Genomic DNA, 17,656 nt, shown 5'->3' on the forward strand with positions numbered 1-17,656 from the left:
TTTTTTATTATTACATTTGTATATCAATCAAATTACAAAAATTAATATCAAAATGAAAAAGACTTCTACATTTCTGCTCTTTTCTTTATCTGCTTTAAGCTTCAATGCACAATCTTTTATTCAGGCTTATCAGGACAGAGCTAATATGGTGACACAGACCAATATTACAACAAACTTACAGAATTTTGCCAATCTAGGGATTAAAACCACGGGCTCAACAGCAAATAATAATGCTTTCAACTGGCTTAAAAATAAATATCTGGCTTTCGGATATTCTGCAAACCAGATTTCGGAAGATGCCTTCACTTACAACGGCAAAAGTTCAAAAAATTTAATCATAACTAAAACAGGAACCGTTTATCCTAATAAATACGTTATCATTTGCGGACATTTCGACAGTATTAACGGTCCCGGAGTAAACGACAACGGCAGCGGAACATCCATCATTCTGGAAGCTGCAAGAATTTTAAAAGACGTTCCTACAGAATATTCGATTAAATTTATCCATTTTTCTGGTGAAGAACAGGGACTTATTGGAAGTTCACATTACGTAAATAACGTTGTTTATCAAAATAATATTAAGAAATTAGACATTAAATTAGTCTTTAATCTGGATCAGGTTGGCGGAAAAATGGGCAATAATAACAATACGATCTATTGTGATGAAGATCAGGGAGGTCTGTCGAGCAATAATGCAGCTTCAGCAAACGTTACACAGCAATTGCGAAACTGTACTGCTTTGTATTCTCCTCTTCTAACGGCAGTAGATCCGGCTGAAGCTACAGATTATATTCCTTTTGAAAGAAAAGGCGAAATTATTACAGGCTTTTTTGAAAAAATCAGAAGTAATTATCCTCATACTTCAAACGATACATTTGCTAATACAGATCCTGTTTATATTTATAATGTAGCAAAAGCTTCTTTGGGAGCTTTACAGCACTTTGCAGTAGCAGCAAATTCTTTACTGAAAAAAGAAGCGTTACTTTCTGGAAATTCTATAGAATCTATAAAGGTCTATCCCAATCCTGCGAAAGATTATTTAAATATCGAACTTCCGGAAGATGTTAAAGATTTCAGTCTTGAAATTTCAGATATAAATGGCAGGCTTGTTTTAAATAAGGAAAATGAAACGAAAGTAAATGTTTCAGAATTACCAAACGGAACGTATATCGCAACAATTAAAACAAAAGACCAAAAAGCGGTAAGAAAAATAATTATTGGAAAATAATGAGCTAGCAAAATCCTGAGTTTCTTTCTCAGGATTTTTTATTTCTATATTTGTAAAATAGTAAACTAATTACCAATATGAAATTCAAAAAAATAACAGCCATTTTTCTTTTTTCGGTAACTGCCGTTGGATTTCAGGCACAAACATTTATTCAGGCTTATCAGGACAGAGTTAACCTATTAAAAAAAGAGGACATCATATCAAATTTAAAGGAATTTGAGAAATTGGGTGTTAAAACTACAGGTTCTGTAGAAAATGAAAATGCGCTGAACTGGATCAAAAGCAAATACTTATCTTACGGATATTCCGAAAACCAGATGGAAGAAGATCCTTTTTCTATTGGAAAATTAAAATCTAAAAACCTGATCATCACTAAAAGAGGAACGGTGTATCCCGATAAATATATTATTATTTGCGGGCATTTCGACAGTATTAACGGTCCCGGAGTAAACGATAACGGAAGCGGAACATCCATCATTCTGGAAGCCGCAAAAATCCTGAAAGATATCCCAACTGAATATTCCATAAAATTCATTCATTTTTCAGGAGAAGAACAGGGATTGTACGGAAGCAGACATTATGTAAATGAGGTCGTTTATCAGAACAAAACCAGGCAGATTGATATAAAAATGGTCTTCAATCTGGATCAGGTTGGTGGTAAAAAAGGAATGTTCAATGATACTGTTTTTTGTGACGAAGATCAGGGAGGAAGCTCAAAAAATAATGAAGCTTCTAAACAGGTAACAAAAGAATTAATGACCTGCACAACACTGTATTCTCCATTACAGGCAAAAACTGATCCCGCAGAAGATACCGACTACATCTCTTTTGAAAAAAAGGGTGAAGTAATCACCGGATTTTTTGAATATCTCAGAAGCGATCTTCCTCATACTGCGGATGATACCTTTGCAAATACTGATGTTCAGTATGTTTTTAATATTGGTAAAGCGGCAATCGGCGCATTGCAGCATTTCGCTGTCGCATCGAAAAAATAGAGATAATCGAATTGTTCTAAAAAAGCCAGCCGAAAAATCCGACTGGCTTCTAATTTATCCGGCTCTTGTACCGCCTTTTGCAGTATCAGAATTGGGAGGTTTTACTTCTTTTAATTTTCCCTTTTCAGGGTTAATTTTTCCTTTACTTTCCGGTTCGGTTTTGGATTGCTGATTTTCTTTGTTGTCTTCTTTCATGGGATAATTTTTTAATGAATTGTATTTAAAACACATAAGGTACTGTGTTAATATGCAAATTATTTTTTAAATTTGTTTAAACTATTTTTTGGGAAAGCTATTGTTTATCCCGTTCAGACAGGCGAAACCCTGTCTGTATTTTTATTTTCTTCATAATTCATATTGAATTCTTCCTCTTTTTTCCAGAGAACGTAGATTAAACACAATAACTTTCTCGCTACGGCTGTTACCGCTATTTTTTTTGCAGGTTTCCGTTCCGTTAAATTTTTGTAAAAAGATTTCATCGAGGGATTAAATCTACTGGCACACAATGCCGGCATATAGAGCGCGTACCGAATAAAGCTATTTCCTTTTTTCGAAATTCTTGTTTTTCCCTCTCTGCTGCCAGACTGGTTCTGCTGTATATCAAGACCTGCATAACTGGTAAGTTGTTTGGAATTGGAGATTAAGGCAAATGCATTTGTTTCAGCCACAACGCAAACAACTGTTATAAAACTCACTCCCGGGATCGTGCATACCCGCTGTATTTTATCATAAAAAGAGCGGTCTGTCATCACCAAAGTTCTTATCTCTGCCTCTATCTCCAGTGCCTGAGTTTCGAGCAATGCAATCTGTCTTTTTAATCTTTGTTCTGTACTTTCAGGGCATTGACAACTGTAAAACCTTGCATGAAGCTGGTTTTTGACCTGATTTATTTTATATTTTATCTCACGATACTCTCTGCTTAAGAACTTAAGCTCCCGCATGATTCCGGATGGTTTTTGCCAAAATCCAAGTCTTCTTTCCAAGCCCAGCCTACATAAAACTTCAGCATCTACCTTATCCGTTTTCGTGTTTATGTTCAAACTTTTGACATAGTGTTTTACCATATTGGGCAATAAAACCGATGCTTTACAGTCGTTTTCTGTGAGATAATAAATCAGATTTTCATAATAAACTCCTGTAGCTTCCATTACATACATCAAATTTTCTGTAACCTGAAGATCTGAAACCCAATGCAGCAGTGCCTTAAAACCAGTTTCATTATTCGAAAACCTTTTGTTATTTTGCAGCTTATGATTCTGGTCAGAATCTATACATCCGATACAGCAATCAAGATGATCCTTGGATATGTCAATGCCAACACATTGTTTTTTCATAATATTATTTTTTATAAAGCCGCAGTTTCCGATCATCTTTTCTCGTAATTATCCGGGATATTTATTCATTCCCTAAGTACTGTTCAGATTTTGGAGAAACTTAGAGACAGAGAATCTTTCTTATCACGGTATATTAAAATCAAATCAACTACCTGTCACAAAATATTTCTTCTGTCCCTTAGCTTTTTGGTTATCCTAATATAAACGTAAATTTTTGATATGCAAACATACGAGTCACAAAAATAAGCTGAAATTTCATTTAAAACAGTTTAAAAAATTTTCGATTTTATTCTTTTGATAGCTTTGAATATTCTAATTCTTGCAACATAATGGTCTTTTGCCTCTTTTGCGGTTGATTCTTAATGAGTTTAGAGATAAAAATACAACTTTATCAGTTTCTGGAAAGCAAAATTTCTTCAATATCTTTCAGTGTAAAATTCTTGGCTTTCAGTAAAATTAAAAGGTGATACAGCAGATCTGCCGCTTCATTTTTAAACAAGTCATCGTTGCTGTCTTTGGCTTCGATCACCACTTCTACGGCTTCCTCTCCCACTTTCTGAGCCATTTTATTGATGCCTCTCTGGAACAATGAATATGTGTAAGAACCTTCTGTTTTTTCATCAATTCTTTGGCTTATTTTTTCTTCCAGTTCATACAGAAAACCTTTAGAATCTTTATCACCGAAACAACTGAAGCTTCCGGTGTGGCAGACAACGTTCGTAGGAATTGCTTTAATTAAAACCGTATCCTGATCGCAGTCTATCGCAATATTTTTAACCATTAAAAAATTTCCGGACTCTTCACCTTTTGTCCAGAGTCGGTTCTTGGAACGGCTGAAAAACGTTACAATTCCTTCTTTTTTGGTTTTTTCAAAAGCTTCTTCGTTCATGTAACCCAACATTAAAACCTGTAACGTTCTGTCGTCCTGAATAATCACCGGAACCAAGCCTTCACTTTTATTAAAATCGATATTCATCGTACTGCAATTTTTTTAAATTTTAAATTATTTTTCAAATCCTGAATCTGCACTTCTCCAAAATGGAAAATACTTGCTGCCAAAGCTCCTGTTGCTTTGGTCTGATTAAAAACGGCTTCAAAATCTTCCATTTTTCCGGCGCCTCCGGAAGCTATAACAGGAATATTTACATTATCGGAAATTAACTTCGTTATTCTGAGGTCAAAACCGTTTTTTGTACCATCGCCATCCATTGAAGTAAGAAGAATTTCTCCCGCTCCCAGTTCTTCCGCTTTCTTTGCCCAGTCCAATGTCTTCAGATCCGTTATTTCCCTTCCTCCTTTTACGTGAACCCAATCCGATCCGTTTACCAGTCTTGTATCAATTGCAACCACAACACACTGGCTTCCGAATTCTTTTGATAACTCAGAAATTAAAGCCGGATTTTTAACTGCCGAAGAATTGATACTGATCTTGTCTGCTCCTGCTTCCAAGAGTCTTCTTACATCTTCCACCGTTGAAATTCCGCCGCCGACGGTAAAAGGAATACTTAATTCTGCTGCGATTTTCTGTACCAGTCCGGCAAAAGTTTTCCGTTCTTCTATCGTTGCGGTAATATCCAGAAAAACCAATTCGTCTGCGCCTTCTTTTTCATATCTTTTGGCAAGTTCTACAGGATCTCCCGCATTTCTTAATCCTTCAAAATTAATTCCTTTCACCGTAGTTCCGTCTTTGATATCCAGACACGGAATAATTCTTTTTTTAAGCATTTTCAATAAAATTTTGGAGTTGCTGCAAACTGATTCTGCCTTCATAAATTGCCTTTCCGATAATCGTTCCGGAACAGCCGATGTTTTTCATCTGTCCGACATCTTCAATACACGAAATTCCGCCGCTTGCAATTAACTGAACTGCTGTCTTTTCTACAATTTCTCTGTACAATTCATCCGATGCACCCTGAAGCATTCCGTCTTTGGAAATATCCGTGCAGATCACGTTTTTAATTCCTTTATTTTTATATTTGAGAATAAAATCAATCACATCCAGTTGGCTTTCTTCCAGCCAGCCCGAAGTTTTTATCTTGCGGTTTTCGCAATCGGCTCCGAGAATAATTTTTTCCGGACCGTATTTTTCAATCAGATCAAAACAGAAATCAGGATCCTGAACGGCGATACTTCCAATCGTAATCTGCTTTGCTCCAGAATTAAAGGCAGTTTCAATGTCTTCCAGAGTTTTCAGTCCGCCCCCGAAATCAATTTCCAGAGAAGTCTCTTTTGCAATGGTTTCTAAAACCTTTTGGTTAACAATATGTTTAGATTTTGCACCGTCAAGATCCACCAAATGAAGATATCGGATGCCAAAACTTTCAAATTCTTTGGCGACTTCAAGAGGATTTTCATTGTATATTTTTTTGGTATCGTAATCTCCTTTCGACAAACGAACGCATTTTCCGTCGATGATGTCTATAGCGGGAATAATTTTCATATTCAGTTTTATTGTTTTAAAAAGTTTTCCAGTAAACGGCTTCCTATATCTCCTGATTTTTCGGGGTGAAACTGCATCGCATAGAAATTATCCTTTTGCAGAGAAGCGCTGAACGGCAGAATGTAATCGCAAACTGACGTTGTATTTTCCGATAATTCGCAATAGAAACTGTGAACGAAATACACATCGCTGTTTTCTTCAATGCCTGAAAATATCCCGGATTTAAAATCTGAAATCGTATTCCATCCCATGTGCGGAACAATATTATTTGCAGGAAACTTTTTTACATCGATATCAAAAATTCCCATCCCGACTGTGTTTCCCTCTTCATTCTTTTTACACATGAGCTGCATTCCCAGACAAACGCCTAAAACAGGCTGTTTTAAAGTCGGAATTAACTGATCCAGACCTTTTTCCTTTAGTAATTTCATGGTAGAAGATGCTTCACCAACTCCGGGAAAAACAACTTTGTCGGCTTTTCTTATCAGGCTAAAATCATCGGTTACCACAGATTCTACATTTAATCTGTTTAATGAATTCTGTACGGAACTGACATTTCCGCCGTTGTATTTGATGATGGCAATCATTATAAACTTCCTTTGGTTGATGGTAAATTAAAGTTCTTATCGGTCTGTTTTACTGCCATTTTTACCGCTTTGGCAAATGCTTTAAACACAGATTCGATCTTGTGGTGTTCGTTATCTCCTTCCACTTTAATGTTGAGATTACACTTTGAAGAATCGGTGAACGATTTGAAGAAATGATAAAACATTTCAGTCGGAACATCGCCAATTTTTTCACGTTTGAAATCCGCTTCCCACATTAACCACGGTCTTCCTCCGAAATCAATGGCGACCTGTGCCAAACAATCATCCATCGGAAGCAGGAAACCGTAACGCTCAATTCCTTTTTTCTTTCCCAAAGCTTTTAAAACAGCTTCTCCAAGAACAATTCCTGTATCTTCAATCGTATGGTGTTCATCAACCTGCAAATCTCCTTTCACGTTAATTTTTAAATCTAAATTTCCGTGTTTTGAGATCTGTTCGAGCATGTGATCAAAAAAGTGTAATCCTGTTGAAATTTCAGAGGCTCCGCTTCCATCAAGATTAACTTCAACTTCAATTTCTGTTTCATTGGTTTTTCTTGAAACTTTTGCTTTTCGCGGAATATTCGTCAAAAACTGAGCGATTTCGCTCCAATTTTCCGTTGTTAAATTAGCTTCATCATTCTGAACTTTACTGATTAATATAGATTTTGATCCTAAATTTTTTGCCAACTGAATATCTGTAAGCCGGTCTCCAATCACAAATGAATTTTCAAGATCATAATCTCCGTAAATATATTTTCCCAGCATTCCGGTTCCCGGTTTTCTTGTCGGCAGGTTTTCACTTTCAAAACTTCTGTCGATCAGAATATCACTGAAAACAATTCCCTCATTTTCAAATGTTTTTAGCATTTTTTCCTGTGGTATGATGAAATCTTCGTAAGGAAAACTTTCGGTTCCCAAACCATCCTGATTGGTTACCATCACGAGTTCAAAATCAAGTTCTCTGGCAATTCGGGAAAGATTCTGGAAAACTCCGGGATAAAATTCGAGCTTTTCAAGAGAATCAACCTGAAAATCAATGGGCGGTTCTAAGATTAAAGTTCCGTCACGATCTATAAATAATACTTTTTTCATTTTACTTTTCTTTTACTTTTTCTACACCTCACAGGTTTTAAAAATCTGTGAGGTTTCAGATTTAATTAAATACTTTTTAAGACGTTAATCAGCTTATTGTTTTCTTCTCTATTACCTACATTAATTCTAATGCAATCCGGAATCTGCGGACTTCTTTTGCTCGTCAGAATTTCATTTTCCAGCAATTTCCGGTACACCTTATCTACGTTTTCAAACTGAATCAGGAAGAAATTAGCATCGGTCGGAAATATTTTTTTTATACAATTTACCATCTCTAATTCATTTCCCAACCAGGAAATTTCATTTAAAGTATTTTCTATATTTGATTCTATAAACTCTTTATTACTAATAAGTTCTGATATTTTATTTAAACTTAAAGAATTAACATTGTACGGAGATTTCACCGTATTGATCAGTTGAATAATCTCTTCTGAAGCATATGCAATTCCAACTCTTGCTCCCGCCATTCCCCACGCTTTGGAAAACGTCTGAAGAACGATAAGATTGGGAAATTTTTCCAATAGTTCTATACACGATTTCTTTCCTGAAAATTCAATATAAGCTTCATCCACCACAACAATTCCTTCAAAATTCTGAATGTAAAATTCAATGTCTTCGATAGAATTTCCGGTAGGATTATTGGGCGAACATAAAAAGAAAACTTTTGGTTTTTCTTCGTTTGAGATTTTTAAAAACTCTTCTTTATCGATTCCAAAATTTTCATCCAGATTCAGTTTAGCCACTTTATTTTCATTGACTGAAGCATAGAATCCATACATCGCAAAAGAAGGATTCATCATCAGAATAGCATCTTTTTTCGGTTCACAAAAAACTTTCACGATAAGATCAATCAGTTCATCGCTTCCGTTTCCAACTGCAATCTGCTTAGCCGAAACATCTTTCAAAACTGCCAATTTTTCTTTCAATTCTTTTTGAGTAGAATCCGGATAACGATTCAATTCTCCGAATGCGCTTTCATTCGCATCCAGAAAAACAGGATTTTCAAATGTATTGTTGTCCCTGAAACTCACATAAGGCTGCAGTTCAAGAATATTTTTTCTTACTAAATCTTTGATATTAAATTCTTTCATTCTGTTCTTTTGATCTTATACTTACTGCATTTTTGTGAGCGAATAATCCTTCCGCTTCAGCCATTATTTCAATGGTTTTTCCTAAATTTTTCAATCCCTGTTCCGACAGATTCTGGAAAGTAATTTTCTTAACAAAACTGTCAAGAGAAACCCCGCTGTAATTTTTCGCAAAACCGTTCGTAGGAAGGGTGTGATTGGTTCCACTCGCGTAATCTCCCGCACTCTCGCAAGAATAATTTCCTAAGAAAACAGAACCTGCATTCTGAATTTTCGGAATATAATTTTCAAAATCATTAACGGCTAAAATCAAGTGTTCCGGAGCGTACAAATTGCTGAATTCCAAAGCTTCATCTATTGAATTCAGTAAAATAAAGTGGCTGTTTTTCAAAGATTCTGCTGCCATTTCATTTCTAGGAAGTGCTTCAAGCTGTTTTTGGGTCTCCAAAATCGTTTCATTAAGAATTTTCTCGTCTGTGGAAAGGAAAATCACCTGACTGTCGCTTCCGTGTTCTGCCTGAGAAAGCAAATCTGCTGCACAGAATTCAGGAACCGCCTTTTCATCGGCAATTACAAGAACTTCACTCGGTCCGGCAGGCATATCGATGGCAATATTGTAATTTTGCGCATATTCTTTAGCGGCAACAACATACTGATTTCCCGGCCCGAAAATTTTGTAGACATTCGGAATACTTTCAGTTCCGAAAGTCATTGCTGCAATCGCCTGAGCGCCTCCCGTTTTGAAAATCTGCGTTACTCCGCACAATTTTGCCGTATATAAAATGGCAGGATTTACATTGCCGTTTTTATCGGGCGGCGTACCGAGAATAATTTCTTTACAACCCGCTAACTGAGCCGGAATGGCAAGCATTAAAACCGTAGAAAACAACGGAGCGGTTCCTCCCGGAATATAAATTCCTACTTTTTCAATGGCTCGGTTTTCTCTCCAGCAAACCACTCCTTTTGTCGTTTCTATTTTTTCGACCGTAGGAATTTGTGAAACGTGAAACTTGGTAATATTCGATTTTGCTTCCTGAATGGCTGTTTTCAGTTCTTCACTGATCAGATTTTCAGCGGCTTCAACTTCTCCTTCAGAAATTTTAATGTCGGTTATTTCTGCGGAATCAAATTTTTTAGCAAAATCAATCAGCGCCTGATCTCCGTTGATCTTCACTTCATCGAAAATTCCGGCAACGATTTCTGTTAATCTTTCTCTTTTTATAACGGGTCTTTTTGTTAATTCAGACCATTTTTCCCTTTCAGGATATCTTTCTATTTGCATATTAAATCACCATTTTATCGATTGGAATTATTAAAATATCCTGCGCTCCTTTGTCTTTCAGTTCATCAATCACTTCCCAGAAACGCGCTTCATCTATCACGGAATGGATGCTGCTCCACCCTTCTTCCGCCAATGGAATTACCGTAGGACTTTTCAGCACAGGAAGCGCTTTTGAAACTTCTCCGATCTTGTCGTTCGGAACGTTCATGAGAATATATTTTGAATTTTTTGCTTTAAGAACGGCTTTAATTCTGAAGAGAAATTTTTCAAGAATTTTGGTTTTTTCTTCATCCAGTCTGAATGTTTTTGCCAGAACGGCTTCAGAAGTAAGAATCGTAACGGTTTCTCTTAATCCGTTTTTGAAGAGGGTACTTCCTGAGCTTACAATATCGCAGATTCCGTCGGCAAGACCGATGTTCGGAGCGATTTCTACAGAGCCTGAAATAATGTGAATGTCTGCTGAAATATTGTTTTTATCCAAAAAGTTTTTCAGGGTATTCGGATAAGAAGTGGCTATTTTTTTTCCCTGAAAATAGGTGATCTCATCGGTTTCAATTTCTTTCGGAACTGCCAGAGAAACCCTGCATTTTGAAAATCCTAAAGGCTGAACGATTTCAATTTTTTTCTGTTTTTCTACCAGAAGATTTTCTCCTACAATGGCAATATCCACCACTCCATCTTCCAGGTACTGAGGAATATCCGAATTTCTGAGATACATGATTTCCATCGGGAAATTTTCTACGGAAACTTTTAACTGGTCTTTTCCGTTATTAACGAAAATACCGCAGTCTTTTAACAGTTGGAGAGATTCTTCGTAAAGACGACCGCTTTTCTGTATGGCTATTTTTAATTTACTCATTTCACTTTTTTGTTGTGTCTGAGTAAAAAGATGGTTTGGAAATAAATTGCCCGGGATGAATTTAGAAACAAAAAACCGCCTGTTTACTCAGACGGTTTTAATTATTTTGATTTTTAACATATGTACATATCAATCAATTCCGTCTTAGCAGAGATGATGATGATAATGATGTACTGTTAAAAAATTCGGTTTCATTGTTGAAAATTGTGGTACAAATGTAGGACTTATTTTTAAACTGCCAAAAAATTTATGAAATAATTTTTCGGTAAAGATTCATCAGATTATTGGCAATCGGTTCGTCATTGAACTGCTGAACAAAGTAAAAACCCTTATCAGCACGGCGTTTACGTTCCGATTCATTGTCCCATAAAAATTTAATTTTAGACTGAATATCGAGATGATTTTCCGGATCTACATAGACGGAATCGGGTCCACCCGCTTCGGGAAGACAGCTTGTATTGCTTGTAATAGCTACTGTTTTTGAAAATAATGCTTCGATGACAGGAATTCCGAAACCTTCGAAAAAGCTTGGATAAACGAAGATATCGGCAAGTTTGTAGATTGCAGCGAGTTCATCCATAGAAACTCCTTCGAGAAACTGCACGCTGATTTTATGCTGCTGAACAAACTGTTCTACTTTCCTGAAGTATTTTGTTTTTTTGCCGACAACGACCAACGGAATATTCGTGTCTTTCAGCGCTTTTACCACATTGAGAAGATTTTTACGTTCTTCGATGGTTCCGACATTGAGAATGAATTTTTCCGGAAGACTGTATTTTTCTTTGGTTTTCTGAATGAATTCTTCGGACTGCTGTTCTTTAAACGCTTTATGGCATCCCTGATAAATGACTTCGATCTTCGATTCGGGAACTTTTAAAAACTGGATAATATCGCGCTTGGTCTGTTCTGAAATGGCAATGATTTTATCGGCAGAATTTGCGGCTTTCCTGAATTTCCAGAAGTGAATTTTACGGTCGAAAAAGGAATAATATTGCGGATATCTTTCAAAAATAAGATCATGAATGGTGACAATTTTTTTAATGTTTTTTTTATCCCATTTCAAAGGCAATTCGCCGGATAATCCATGAAAAATATCGGCGTTCTGTTTTTGGGCATCCTTCCCCATTTTAAACTGTCGGGACATTTTTCCTTTGGAAGTTTCCACAAAGTGAACGTTAGAATTTTCTAAAATATCCGAACCTCTTTCCGATTTGTTTTTGTTGAGCAGAATGTATTCGTTTTCAGGGAAATACTGTGCTAAAATTCTAACGAGATCGCGGGAATAGTTTCCTAAACCGGAGGTATTGTGAAAAAATCTTTTGGCATCAAATGCTATCTTCATGGCTGTATTTGTTTTTGAAATTCCTGAAATGTTCCGAATGAATAATTTTTACTTTTTAACCATGTAAGAAATTCATCGAACCTTTTTACCATCTCTATTCCTGAATTTTTTACGGTAAAACCTGGTAATTTAAAGGCCTCATCTTTTATCTCGGCAAATTCCCACGGATGAAAGTAGATGTTGAGATATTTGTCTTTTTTCAAAACGTCTGAGGCCAGTTTTTTGTAGAAAAACAAGGGAAAATTGTGAAAACTCAGCCAAAACAACGGGATTCTGAAGTTGGGTGAAACGGAAGCCGGAATCTGCACCACATTTCCTTCGTTAAAATAAGTTCTTGATATTTTTAAATTATTATATCTTCCGGGAAGATAGGTCGGATTGATGGACGAATTGTAAGAATATCCCGCGTTTTCAACAGCATTTTTGCTTACAGGCATCATTCTGGGCATTCGAAGTCCTGTAACCTGCGTTGAAAACAGTTCTTCGAGCCGTTCTTTGGATTCTTTAAGGTGTTTTTCTTCAAAATCTGAATGAAACCATGTGTGAGAAGCCAATTCGTGACCTTCATTTAACAGTCTTCTGATGAGTTTTTTGCTGTTTTCTGCAAAAACTACGGTTGAAAAGAACGTTGCTTTTGCATGGTGTTTTTTGAGAATATCTAAAATTCTTTCGACGCCTTTCTGTGAAATTGAGATTTGCTGTTCAAAGGAAATTTCGCCTTTGTATTCGAATGGCATATCAAATTCCTCGATGTCAAAACTTAATAAAACCATTTAAAAATTTTTATTTTTGATGATATAATTGGGTCTTTCTTTTACCTGTTTGAAAATTTTGCCTAAATAAATTCCCATAATTCCTAAAATAATCAGTTGCAGACCGCCAAAAAATACGATGGTCATAATTAATGAAGCCCAACCTGAAATTTCGGTTTTTGCAACGAAGGAATAAATGACATACAAACCGTATCCGACAATTGAAAATGCGGAAAAAAGAAATCCTAAATAGGCTGCAATATATAGCGGTTTTACACTGAAAGCCGTAATCCCTGTAAATGCAAAAGTGATCATTTTCTTGAGGTTATAGCTGCTTTCACCTGAAAGTCTTTCATTGGCTGTAAATTCAATTCCGGTCTGTTTAAAGCCCATCCAGCTTGTTAAACCCCGTAAAAAGAGATCATCCTCGTTGAAAGTTCTCATCACTTCCACGGCATTCGCATCCATCAGTCTGAAATCTGATCCGCCTCCTTTTGTTAAATTAACATCGGACAAACTCGACAGGATTTTATAAAAAAAGTCGGATGTTTTTCTTTTAAAGTAGGAAATCTGCTTAGGATAGGTTCGAATCGTAAAAACAATGTCGTAGCCTTCTTCCCATTTCCGGATCATTTCAGGAATCATTTCGGGTGGATGCTGCAAATCGCCGTCCATGGAAATGACTGCATTTCCGAAAGCATTATCCATTCCTGCTTTTACGGCGGGTTGATGTCCGAAATTACGTGAAAATTCGATGAATTTTACCTCGTCATATTTTGCGGAAAGTTCTTCAAGTTTCTGCTGGGTTTTGTCGCGGCTTCCGTCGTTCACGAAAATAATTTCAAAGCCGTAATCATCCAGTCCATCAAAAACTTCTTTAATTTTCTGATGAACCAAAGCCACGTTTCCTTCTTCGTTATGCGCAGGAATTACAATTGAAATTTTTTTCATAATCAGTTCAGGCTGTAGTCTTTTTCGAAGTCTTTTGTTAGCAGTTCATAAATGATCCTGAACCAGACAACAATGCAAGGTAAAGCTTTTAGGGAATATTTAACAATATAATTCTGTTTTATAAATTTCGGAAATAAGTCTGATGGCGAAAAACAGGTCAGAATAATTACGAAAATCAACATAGCATAGACAAGCGGTGTTCTTTTTTTCTGAAGGAAAAACCAGATCATCACTCCCGCTACTGCAATGATGTAGGTGGGAGATTCTGATCCTGAACTGAACAGTACTAAAAATAGTAAGGTTGAAGCCAGAATCATGAGTTGATACGCGTAATGTTTGTACTGTTTAATTCTTACATACGGCAAAAAGAATAATGGCGCTCCGAAAGCCATAAAAGTAAGGTTGGAGATTGAAGCATCCTGCAAAATTCTTCTTACAAATCCCATTAAAGAAATGTCCTGATAAGAATCCAGACTTTGATTGAGTCCGTTTTTTTCAGCCAGAGAATGAAACCAGTCTGTATAGCTCTGAACAACGAACTGCGGACTTGAAATTGCCATCGGTAATACAAAAAATAAAGCCGCAATTGCAATTCCGGACAGAATAAATTTGAGCTTGTTTTTGATAAAGAAAAACTGCGAAAGTCCCAAAATTCCGTACAGCTTTACAAATACTCCCACTAAAATGGCTGTAGCAGACTGTACTTCTTTTTTTTCATAAATAAAAATGGCAGACAGCATAAGCAGTCCTACCAAAGCGATATTGAACTGAAGACTTACCGCTGCTGTAATATATTCCTGAAGACAAAGCAGGGCAAAAAGTGCTTTTTTAGCATCCGAAAACGGAAGTTTGTAAATGGCAAACAGGAAAATGGCTGCGTTGGCAACGTTCCATAAAGAAATTCCAAGCCAATCGGGAATCAAAGCAAAAGGAGCAATCAGAATACTGAAAAGTATTCCGTAATGATTGGCATCTAAGTATCTTTCCGGATATTGCAAATACAGATTTTTCTGCTCGATGGTATTCACGAAAACATTTTTGAAGATCAGATAATTGTTAATCGCCTGTGGCCCTCTGAAATATTTGGATAACGCCGTTGCAACAGCTATAATAAGATAAACCCCAAATATGTATTTAGGGTTTAGCAATATTTTAAGAATTTTTTCTTTCAAGATGTGAGGTTTTAGTTTAAAATATTCATCTTAAACAGCAACATTATTCTCTCTCAACGCATCATTTAAAGACGTTTTTTTGTCTGTAGATTCCTTTCTTTTTCCGATAATCAATGCACATGGAACCTGATATTCTCCCGCTGGAAAGGTTTTGGTATAACTTCCCGGAATAACTACCGATCTCGCAGGAACTCTTCCTTTGATCTCAACCGGAGTTTCACCTGTAACATCAATAATTTTTGTAGATGCCGTTAAAACCACATTAGCTCCCAAAACAGCTTCTTTTTCAACATGTACTCCTTCTACAACGATGCATCTTGATCCTACGAAACAATCGTCCTCTATAATTACCGGAGCAGCCTGAAGCGGTTCTAAAACACCACCGATACCAACACCACCACTTAAGTGAACATTTTTACCGATCTGTGCACAGCTTCCAACTGTTGCCCAGGTATCTACCATGGTTCCTGAGTCTACATAAGCACCAATGTTTACGTAAGACGGCATCATAATAACTCCCGGCGCAATATAAGCTCCTTCTCTTGCGATTGCATGCGGAACAACTCTCACTCCTTTTTCAGCATAGTTTCTCTTCAAAGGCATTTTATCATGAAATTCGAACGGACCGACTTCAATCGTTTCCATTTTCTGAATCGGGAAGTACATTACTACTGCTTTTTTCACCCACTCGTTTACCTGCCATCCGTTTTCTGTAGGTTCTGCGGTACGAAGCTCTCCTTTATCCACCAAAGAAATCACCTCTCTAATCGCCTTCTGGCTGTCTTCATTCTGCAATAGTTCTCTGTTTTCCCAGATATTTTCAATAGTTTGTTGTAACGACATGTTTATTATTTAATTTAAATTGAAAAATTATACGCTGCCAAAGATACAAAAAAGATCAGCAAAACCTTTTGAAAGTATTTTGTTTAGAACGAAACTTGTTTAAACTTTTTTACCGCAAAAGAAGCAAAAAATTTAAACACTTTAGTTTCTTAAGTTCAGTTTAATAGTTAAATGGAAAAAAAAGTGCACATAAGTTTTAAAAAATCAAAGATTTTTTCTGTTTGCAGACTTTTGAAATAAAGTCTTTTGTATCCTTTAAGGTTAAATTTAAAATTAGTTTAAAACTTCATGATTTTAATATTCCGGATGCTTTAAACAATGTTTTAATGTAATTGTATAAGCCACATACGATTTAAGTAAATCAAAATCGGCTAAACCGGAAATTTATGATATGTTTTGGCTAAAGCCAATTTTATTCTTAATTATTTAAAATGGGCTAAAGCCCATTTCTATTGATATATTAGATAATATGAAACGCTGTCTTTAGAACATTGTCGCATTACAGATGTCAATCCTACGGATTGATGGTTTTTTTTATTACTATTTCTACACAGATTCTGCTCCTAAAGGAGCAAAACTCTTTTACTTTAAAAATCTTATGTTTTTAAGTTATACAATGCCTTTTTGTTTATTAAGGCAACACAAAAACAGTTGTAATATTTTGATTATCAGAAGATATTGAAATTCCTTTATTTACAAAACAGCTAAACAACTTAAACTACAGAACTCTCTGCGCGTGAAGATAGGCTTTGTTCCAGTAGGTTTCATTTAAGGAAGAAATAATAACACCTTTTGATGTGGAAGCGTGGATAAATTTGACTTCGCCGTCACTTCCGATGTCATGAACAATTCCGACGTGTGAAACTCTTCTTCCTCCTGCTGTCGCAAAAAACAGAAGATCTCCCGGTTTCACATCTTTAATGTCTATCTGAGATCCGGTTTCTGCCTGATCTGCGGATCTTCTCGGAAGTTTGAGGTCATTTTCCTCAAAAACTTTTACGGTAAATCCGGAACAGTCGAAACCTGAAGAAGTATTTCCGCCGAATTTATAAGGCGCACCCAAATATTTTTCTGCGTCTTTCAGGAGCTCGTTGATGGATTTTGAAATTTTCCCGTCAAATCTGGAATCAAGTTTTCTGAGGTTTTCAGATTTGGCAACGGTTTTGGTAACCGGAGTTTTTTTTACAATGTTTTTTGAACTTCCGCAGGAAATGATAAATACGGAAAAAAGCGATACAATAAATATGTTTTTAACAAACTTTTTTTTGCCTAAAAATCTATTCATCATATTTCCCTGAATTTTACAATCTATACAAATATAATAAAATTATGCTTTCGCAGAGCTGAAGTAAGAAATACCACAAAAATTTTAAGACTGTTTATTTGAATGATATTATTTTTTTAAACTCAAAGAATGCGAAGTTTTCTTTTTAAAATTGTCTGTTGATTTTTTAGCCTAACAAAGACATTAGATGTTTAAACTTTTTTACCACAAAAGATTTAAACACTTTAGTTTTTTAAGTTTAATTTAATTGAAAAAAAAAGCATATAAGTTAAAAAATTAAAGATTTTTTCTCTTTACAGACTTTTGAAATAGTTTAAATAAATCCAATAAAGTCTTTTTCATATAACCGCTGCTTAAAAACTTAATAAAAAAAGCCATCCCGGAAGGATAGCTTTATTATATTG

At 35.8% G+C, this 17,656-nt stretch carries 18 protein-coding genes; 2 read left to right on the top strand and 16 right to left on the bottom strand.

The window, feature by feature from the left end; genetic code table 11:
- The first annotated feature begins 52 nt into the window (after window positions 1–52).
- Both DD829_RS13765 and DD829_RS13770 read left to right on the top strand, forming a co-directional pair.
- Window positions 53–1,228 carry a M28 family peptidase gene (locus tag DD829_RS13765; protein WP_116547850.1) on the top strand — a complete coding sequence of 392 codons (1,176 nt, stop codon included), beginning with the start codon at window positions 53–55 and terminating at the stop codon, window positions 1,226–1,228.
- A gap of 77 nt (window positions 1,229–1,305) precedes the next feature.
- Window positions 1,306–2,223 carry a M28 family metallopeptidase gene (locus DD829_RS13770; RefSeq protein ID WP_116547851.1) on the top strand — a complete coding sequence of 306 codons (918 nt, stop codon included), beginning with the start codon at window positions 1,306–1,308 and terminating at the stop codon, window positions 2,221–2,223.
- Window positions 2,224–2,277: 54 nt separating this feature from the next.
- Here DD829_RS13770 and DD829_RS23635 read toward each other — a convergent pair whose 3' ends face one another.
- From DD829_RS23635 to DD829_RS13845, 16 genes are all read right to left on the bottom strand, one after another.
- Window positions 2,278–2,418 carry a hypothetical protein gene (locus DD829_RS23635; protein WP_165796706.1) on the bottom strand — a complete coding sequence of 47 codons (141 nt, stop codon included), beginning with the start codon at window positions 2,416–2,418 and terminating at the stop codon, window positions 2,278–2,280.
- Between the two features lie 113 nt (window positions 2,419–2,531).
- Window positions 2,532–3,557: an IS110 family transposase gene (locus DD829_RS13775; protein ID WP_165796707.1), complete on the bottom strand. Its 1,026-nt coding sequence runs from the start codon at window positions 3,555–3,557 to the stop codon at window positions 2,532–2,534.
- 391 nt (window positions 3,558–3,948) lie between these two features.
- Window positions 3,949–4,533 carry a bifunctional phosphoribosyl-AMP cyclohydrolase/phosphoribosyl-ATP diphosphatase HisIE gene (gene hisIE, locus DD829_RS13780; protein WP_108411073.1) on the bottom strand — a complete coding sequence of 195 codons (585 nt, stop codon included), beginning with the start codon at window positions 4,531–4,533 and terminating at the stop codon, window positions 3,949–3,951.
- Complete coding sequence (hisF, locus tag DD829_RS13785; RefSeq protein WP_108411074.1) at window positions 4,530–5,282, bottom strand: imidazole glycerol phosphate synthase subunit HisF; 753 nt, start codon at window positions 5,280–5,282, stop codon at window positions 4,530–4,532. Before hisF ends, hisIE begins: the two co-directional genes overlap by 4 nt.
- A complete protein-coding gene (hisA, locus tag DD829_RS13790; protein WP_116547852.1) occupies window positions 5,275–5,997 on the bottom strand; it encodes a 1-(5-phosphoribosyl)-5-[(5-phosphoribosylamino)methylideneamino]imidazole-4-carboxamide isomerase in 723 nt (240 codons plus the stop codon). Before hisA ends, hisF begins: the two co-directional genes overlap by 8 nt.
- Window positions 5,998–6,005: 8 nt before the next feature.
- Entirely contained in the window at window positions 6,006–6,584 is a 579-nt protein-coding gene (hisH, locus tag DD829_RS13795; RefSeq protein ID WP_108409985.1) for an imidazole glycerol phosphate synthase subunit HisH, read from the bottom strand.
- Window positions 6,584–7,678 carry a bifunctional histidinol-phosphatase/imidazoleglycerol-phosphate dehydratase HisB gene (gene hisB / locus DD829_RS13800; protein ID WP_108409984.1) on the bottom strand — a complete coding sequence of 365 codons (1,095 nt, stop codon included), beginning with the start codon at window positions 7,676–7,678 and terminating at the stop codon, window positions 6,584–6,586. Before hisB ends, hisH begins: the two co-directional genes overlap by 1 nt.
- Before the next feature lie 65 nt (window positions 7,679–7,743).
- Window positions 7,744–8,769 carry a histidinol-phosphate transaminase gene (hisC, locus tag DD829_RS13805; RefSeq protein WP_116547853.1) on the bottom strand — a complete coding sequence of 342 codons (1,026 nt, stop codon included), beginning with the start codon at window positions 8,767–8,769 and terminating at the stop codon, window positions 7,744–7,746.
- Complete coding sequence (gene hisD / locus DD829_RS13810) at window positions 8,756–10,048, bottom strand: histidinol dehydrogenase (protein WP_116547854.1); 1,293 nt, start codon at window positions 10,046–10,048, stop codon at window positions 8,756–8,758. The genes hisC and hisD overlap by 14 nt, the downstream gene beginning before the upstream one ends.
- A gap of 1 nt (window position 10,049) precedes the next feature.
- Window positions 10,050–10,907: an ATP phosphoribosyltransferase gene (gene hisG, locus DD829_RS13815; RefSeq protein WP_076390274.1), complete on the bottom strand. Its 858-nt coding sequence runs from the start codon at window positions 10,905–10,907 to the stop codon at window positions 10,050–10,052.
- A gap of 247 nt (window positions 10,908–11,154) precedes the next feature.
- Entirely contained in the window at window positions 11,155–12,249 is a 1,095-nt protein-coding gene (locus tag DD829_RS13820) for a glycosyltransferase family 4 protein (RefSeq protein ID WP_116547855.1), read from the bottom strand.
- Window positions 12,246–13,022 (bottom strand): polysaccharide deacetylase family protein, encoded by a 777-nt coding sequence (locus tag DD829_RS13825; RefSeq protein ID WP_116547856.1) that lies wholly within the window; start codon window positions 13,020–13,022, stop codon window positions 12,246–12,248. Before DD829_RS13825 ends, DD829_RS13820 begins: the two co-directional genes overlap by 4 nt.
- Entirely contained in the window at window positions 13,023–13,952 is a 930-nt protein-coding gene (locus DD829_RS13830) for a glycosyltransferase family 2 protein (RefSeq protein ID WP_087710078.1), read from the bottom strand.
- Between the two features lie 2 nt (window positions 13,953–13,954).
- A complete protein-coding gene (locus DD829_RS13835) occupies window positions 13,955–15,124 on the bottom strand; it encodes a glycosyltransferase family 87 protein (protein WP_116547857.1) in 1,170 nt (389 codons plus the stop codon).
- Between the two features lie 30 nt (window positions 15,125–15,154).
- Window positions 15,155–15,967, bottom strand: coding sequence for a 2,3,4,5-tetrahydropyridine-2,6-dicarboxylate N-succinyltransferase (locus DD829_RS13840; RefSeq protein ID WP_076390279.1), 813 nt, complete (start codon window positions 15,965–15,967; stop codon window positions 15,155–15,157).
- Window positions 15,968–16,685: 718 nt separating this feature from the next.
- A complete protein-coding gene (locus DD829_RS13845; protein WP_116547858.1) occupies window positions 16,686–17,252 on the bottom strand; it encodes a C40 family peptidase in 567 nt (188 codons plus the stop codon).
- Between the last annotated feature and the right edge of the window lie 404 nt (window positions 17,253–17,656).

This window comes from Chryseobacterium sp. HMWF035 (genome assembly GCF_003094695.1).
Classification (GTDB): Bacteria; Bacteroidota; Bacteroidia; order Flavobacteriales; family Weeksellaceae; genus Chryseobacterium; species Chryseobacterium gambrini.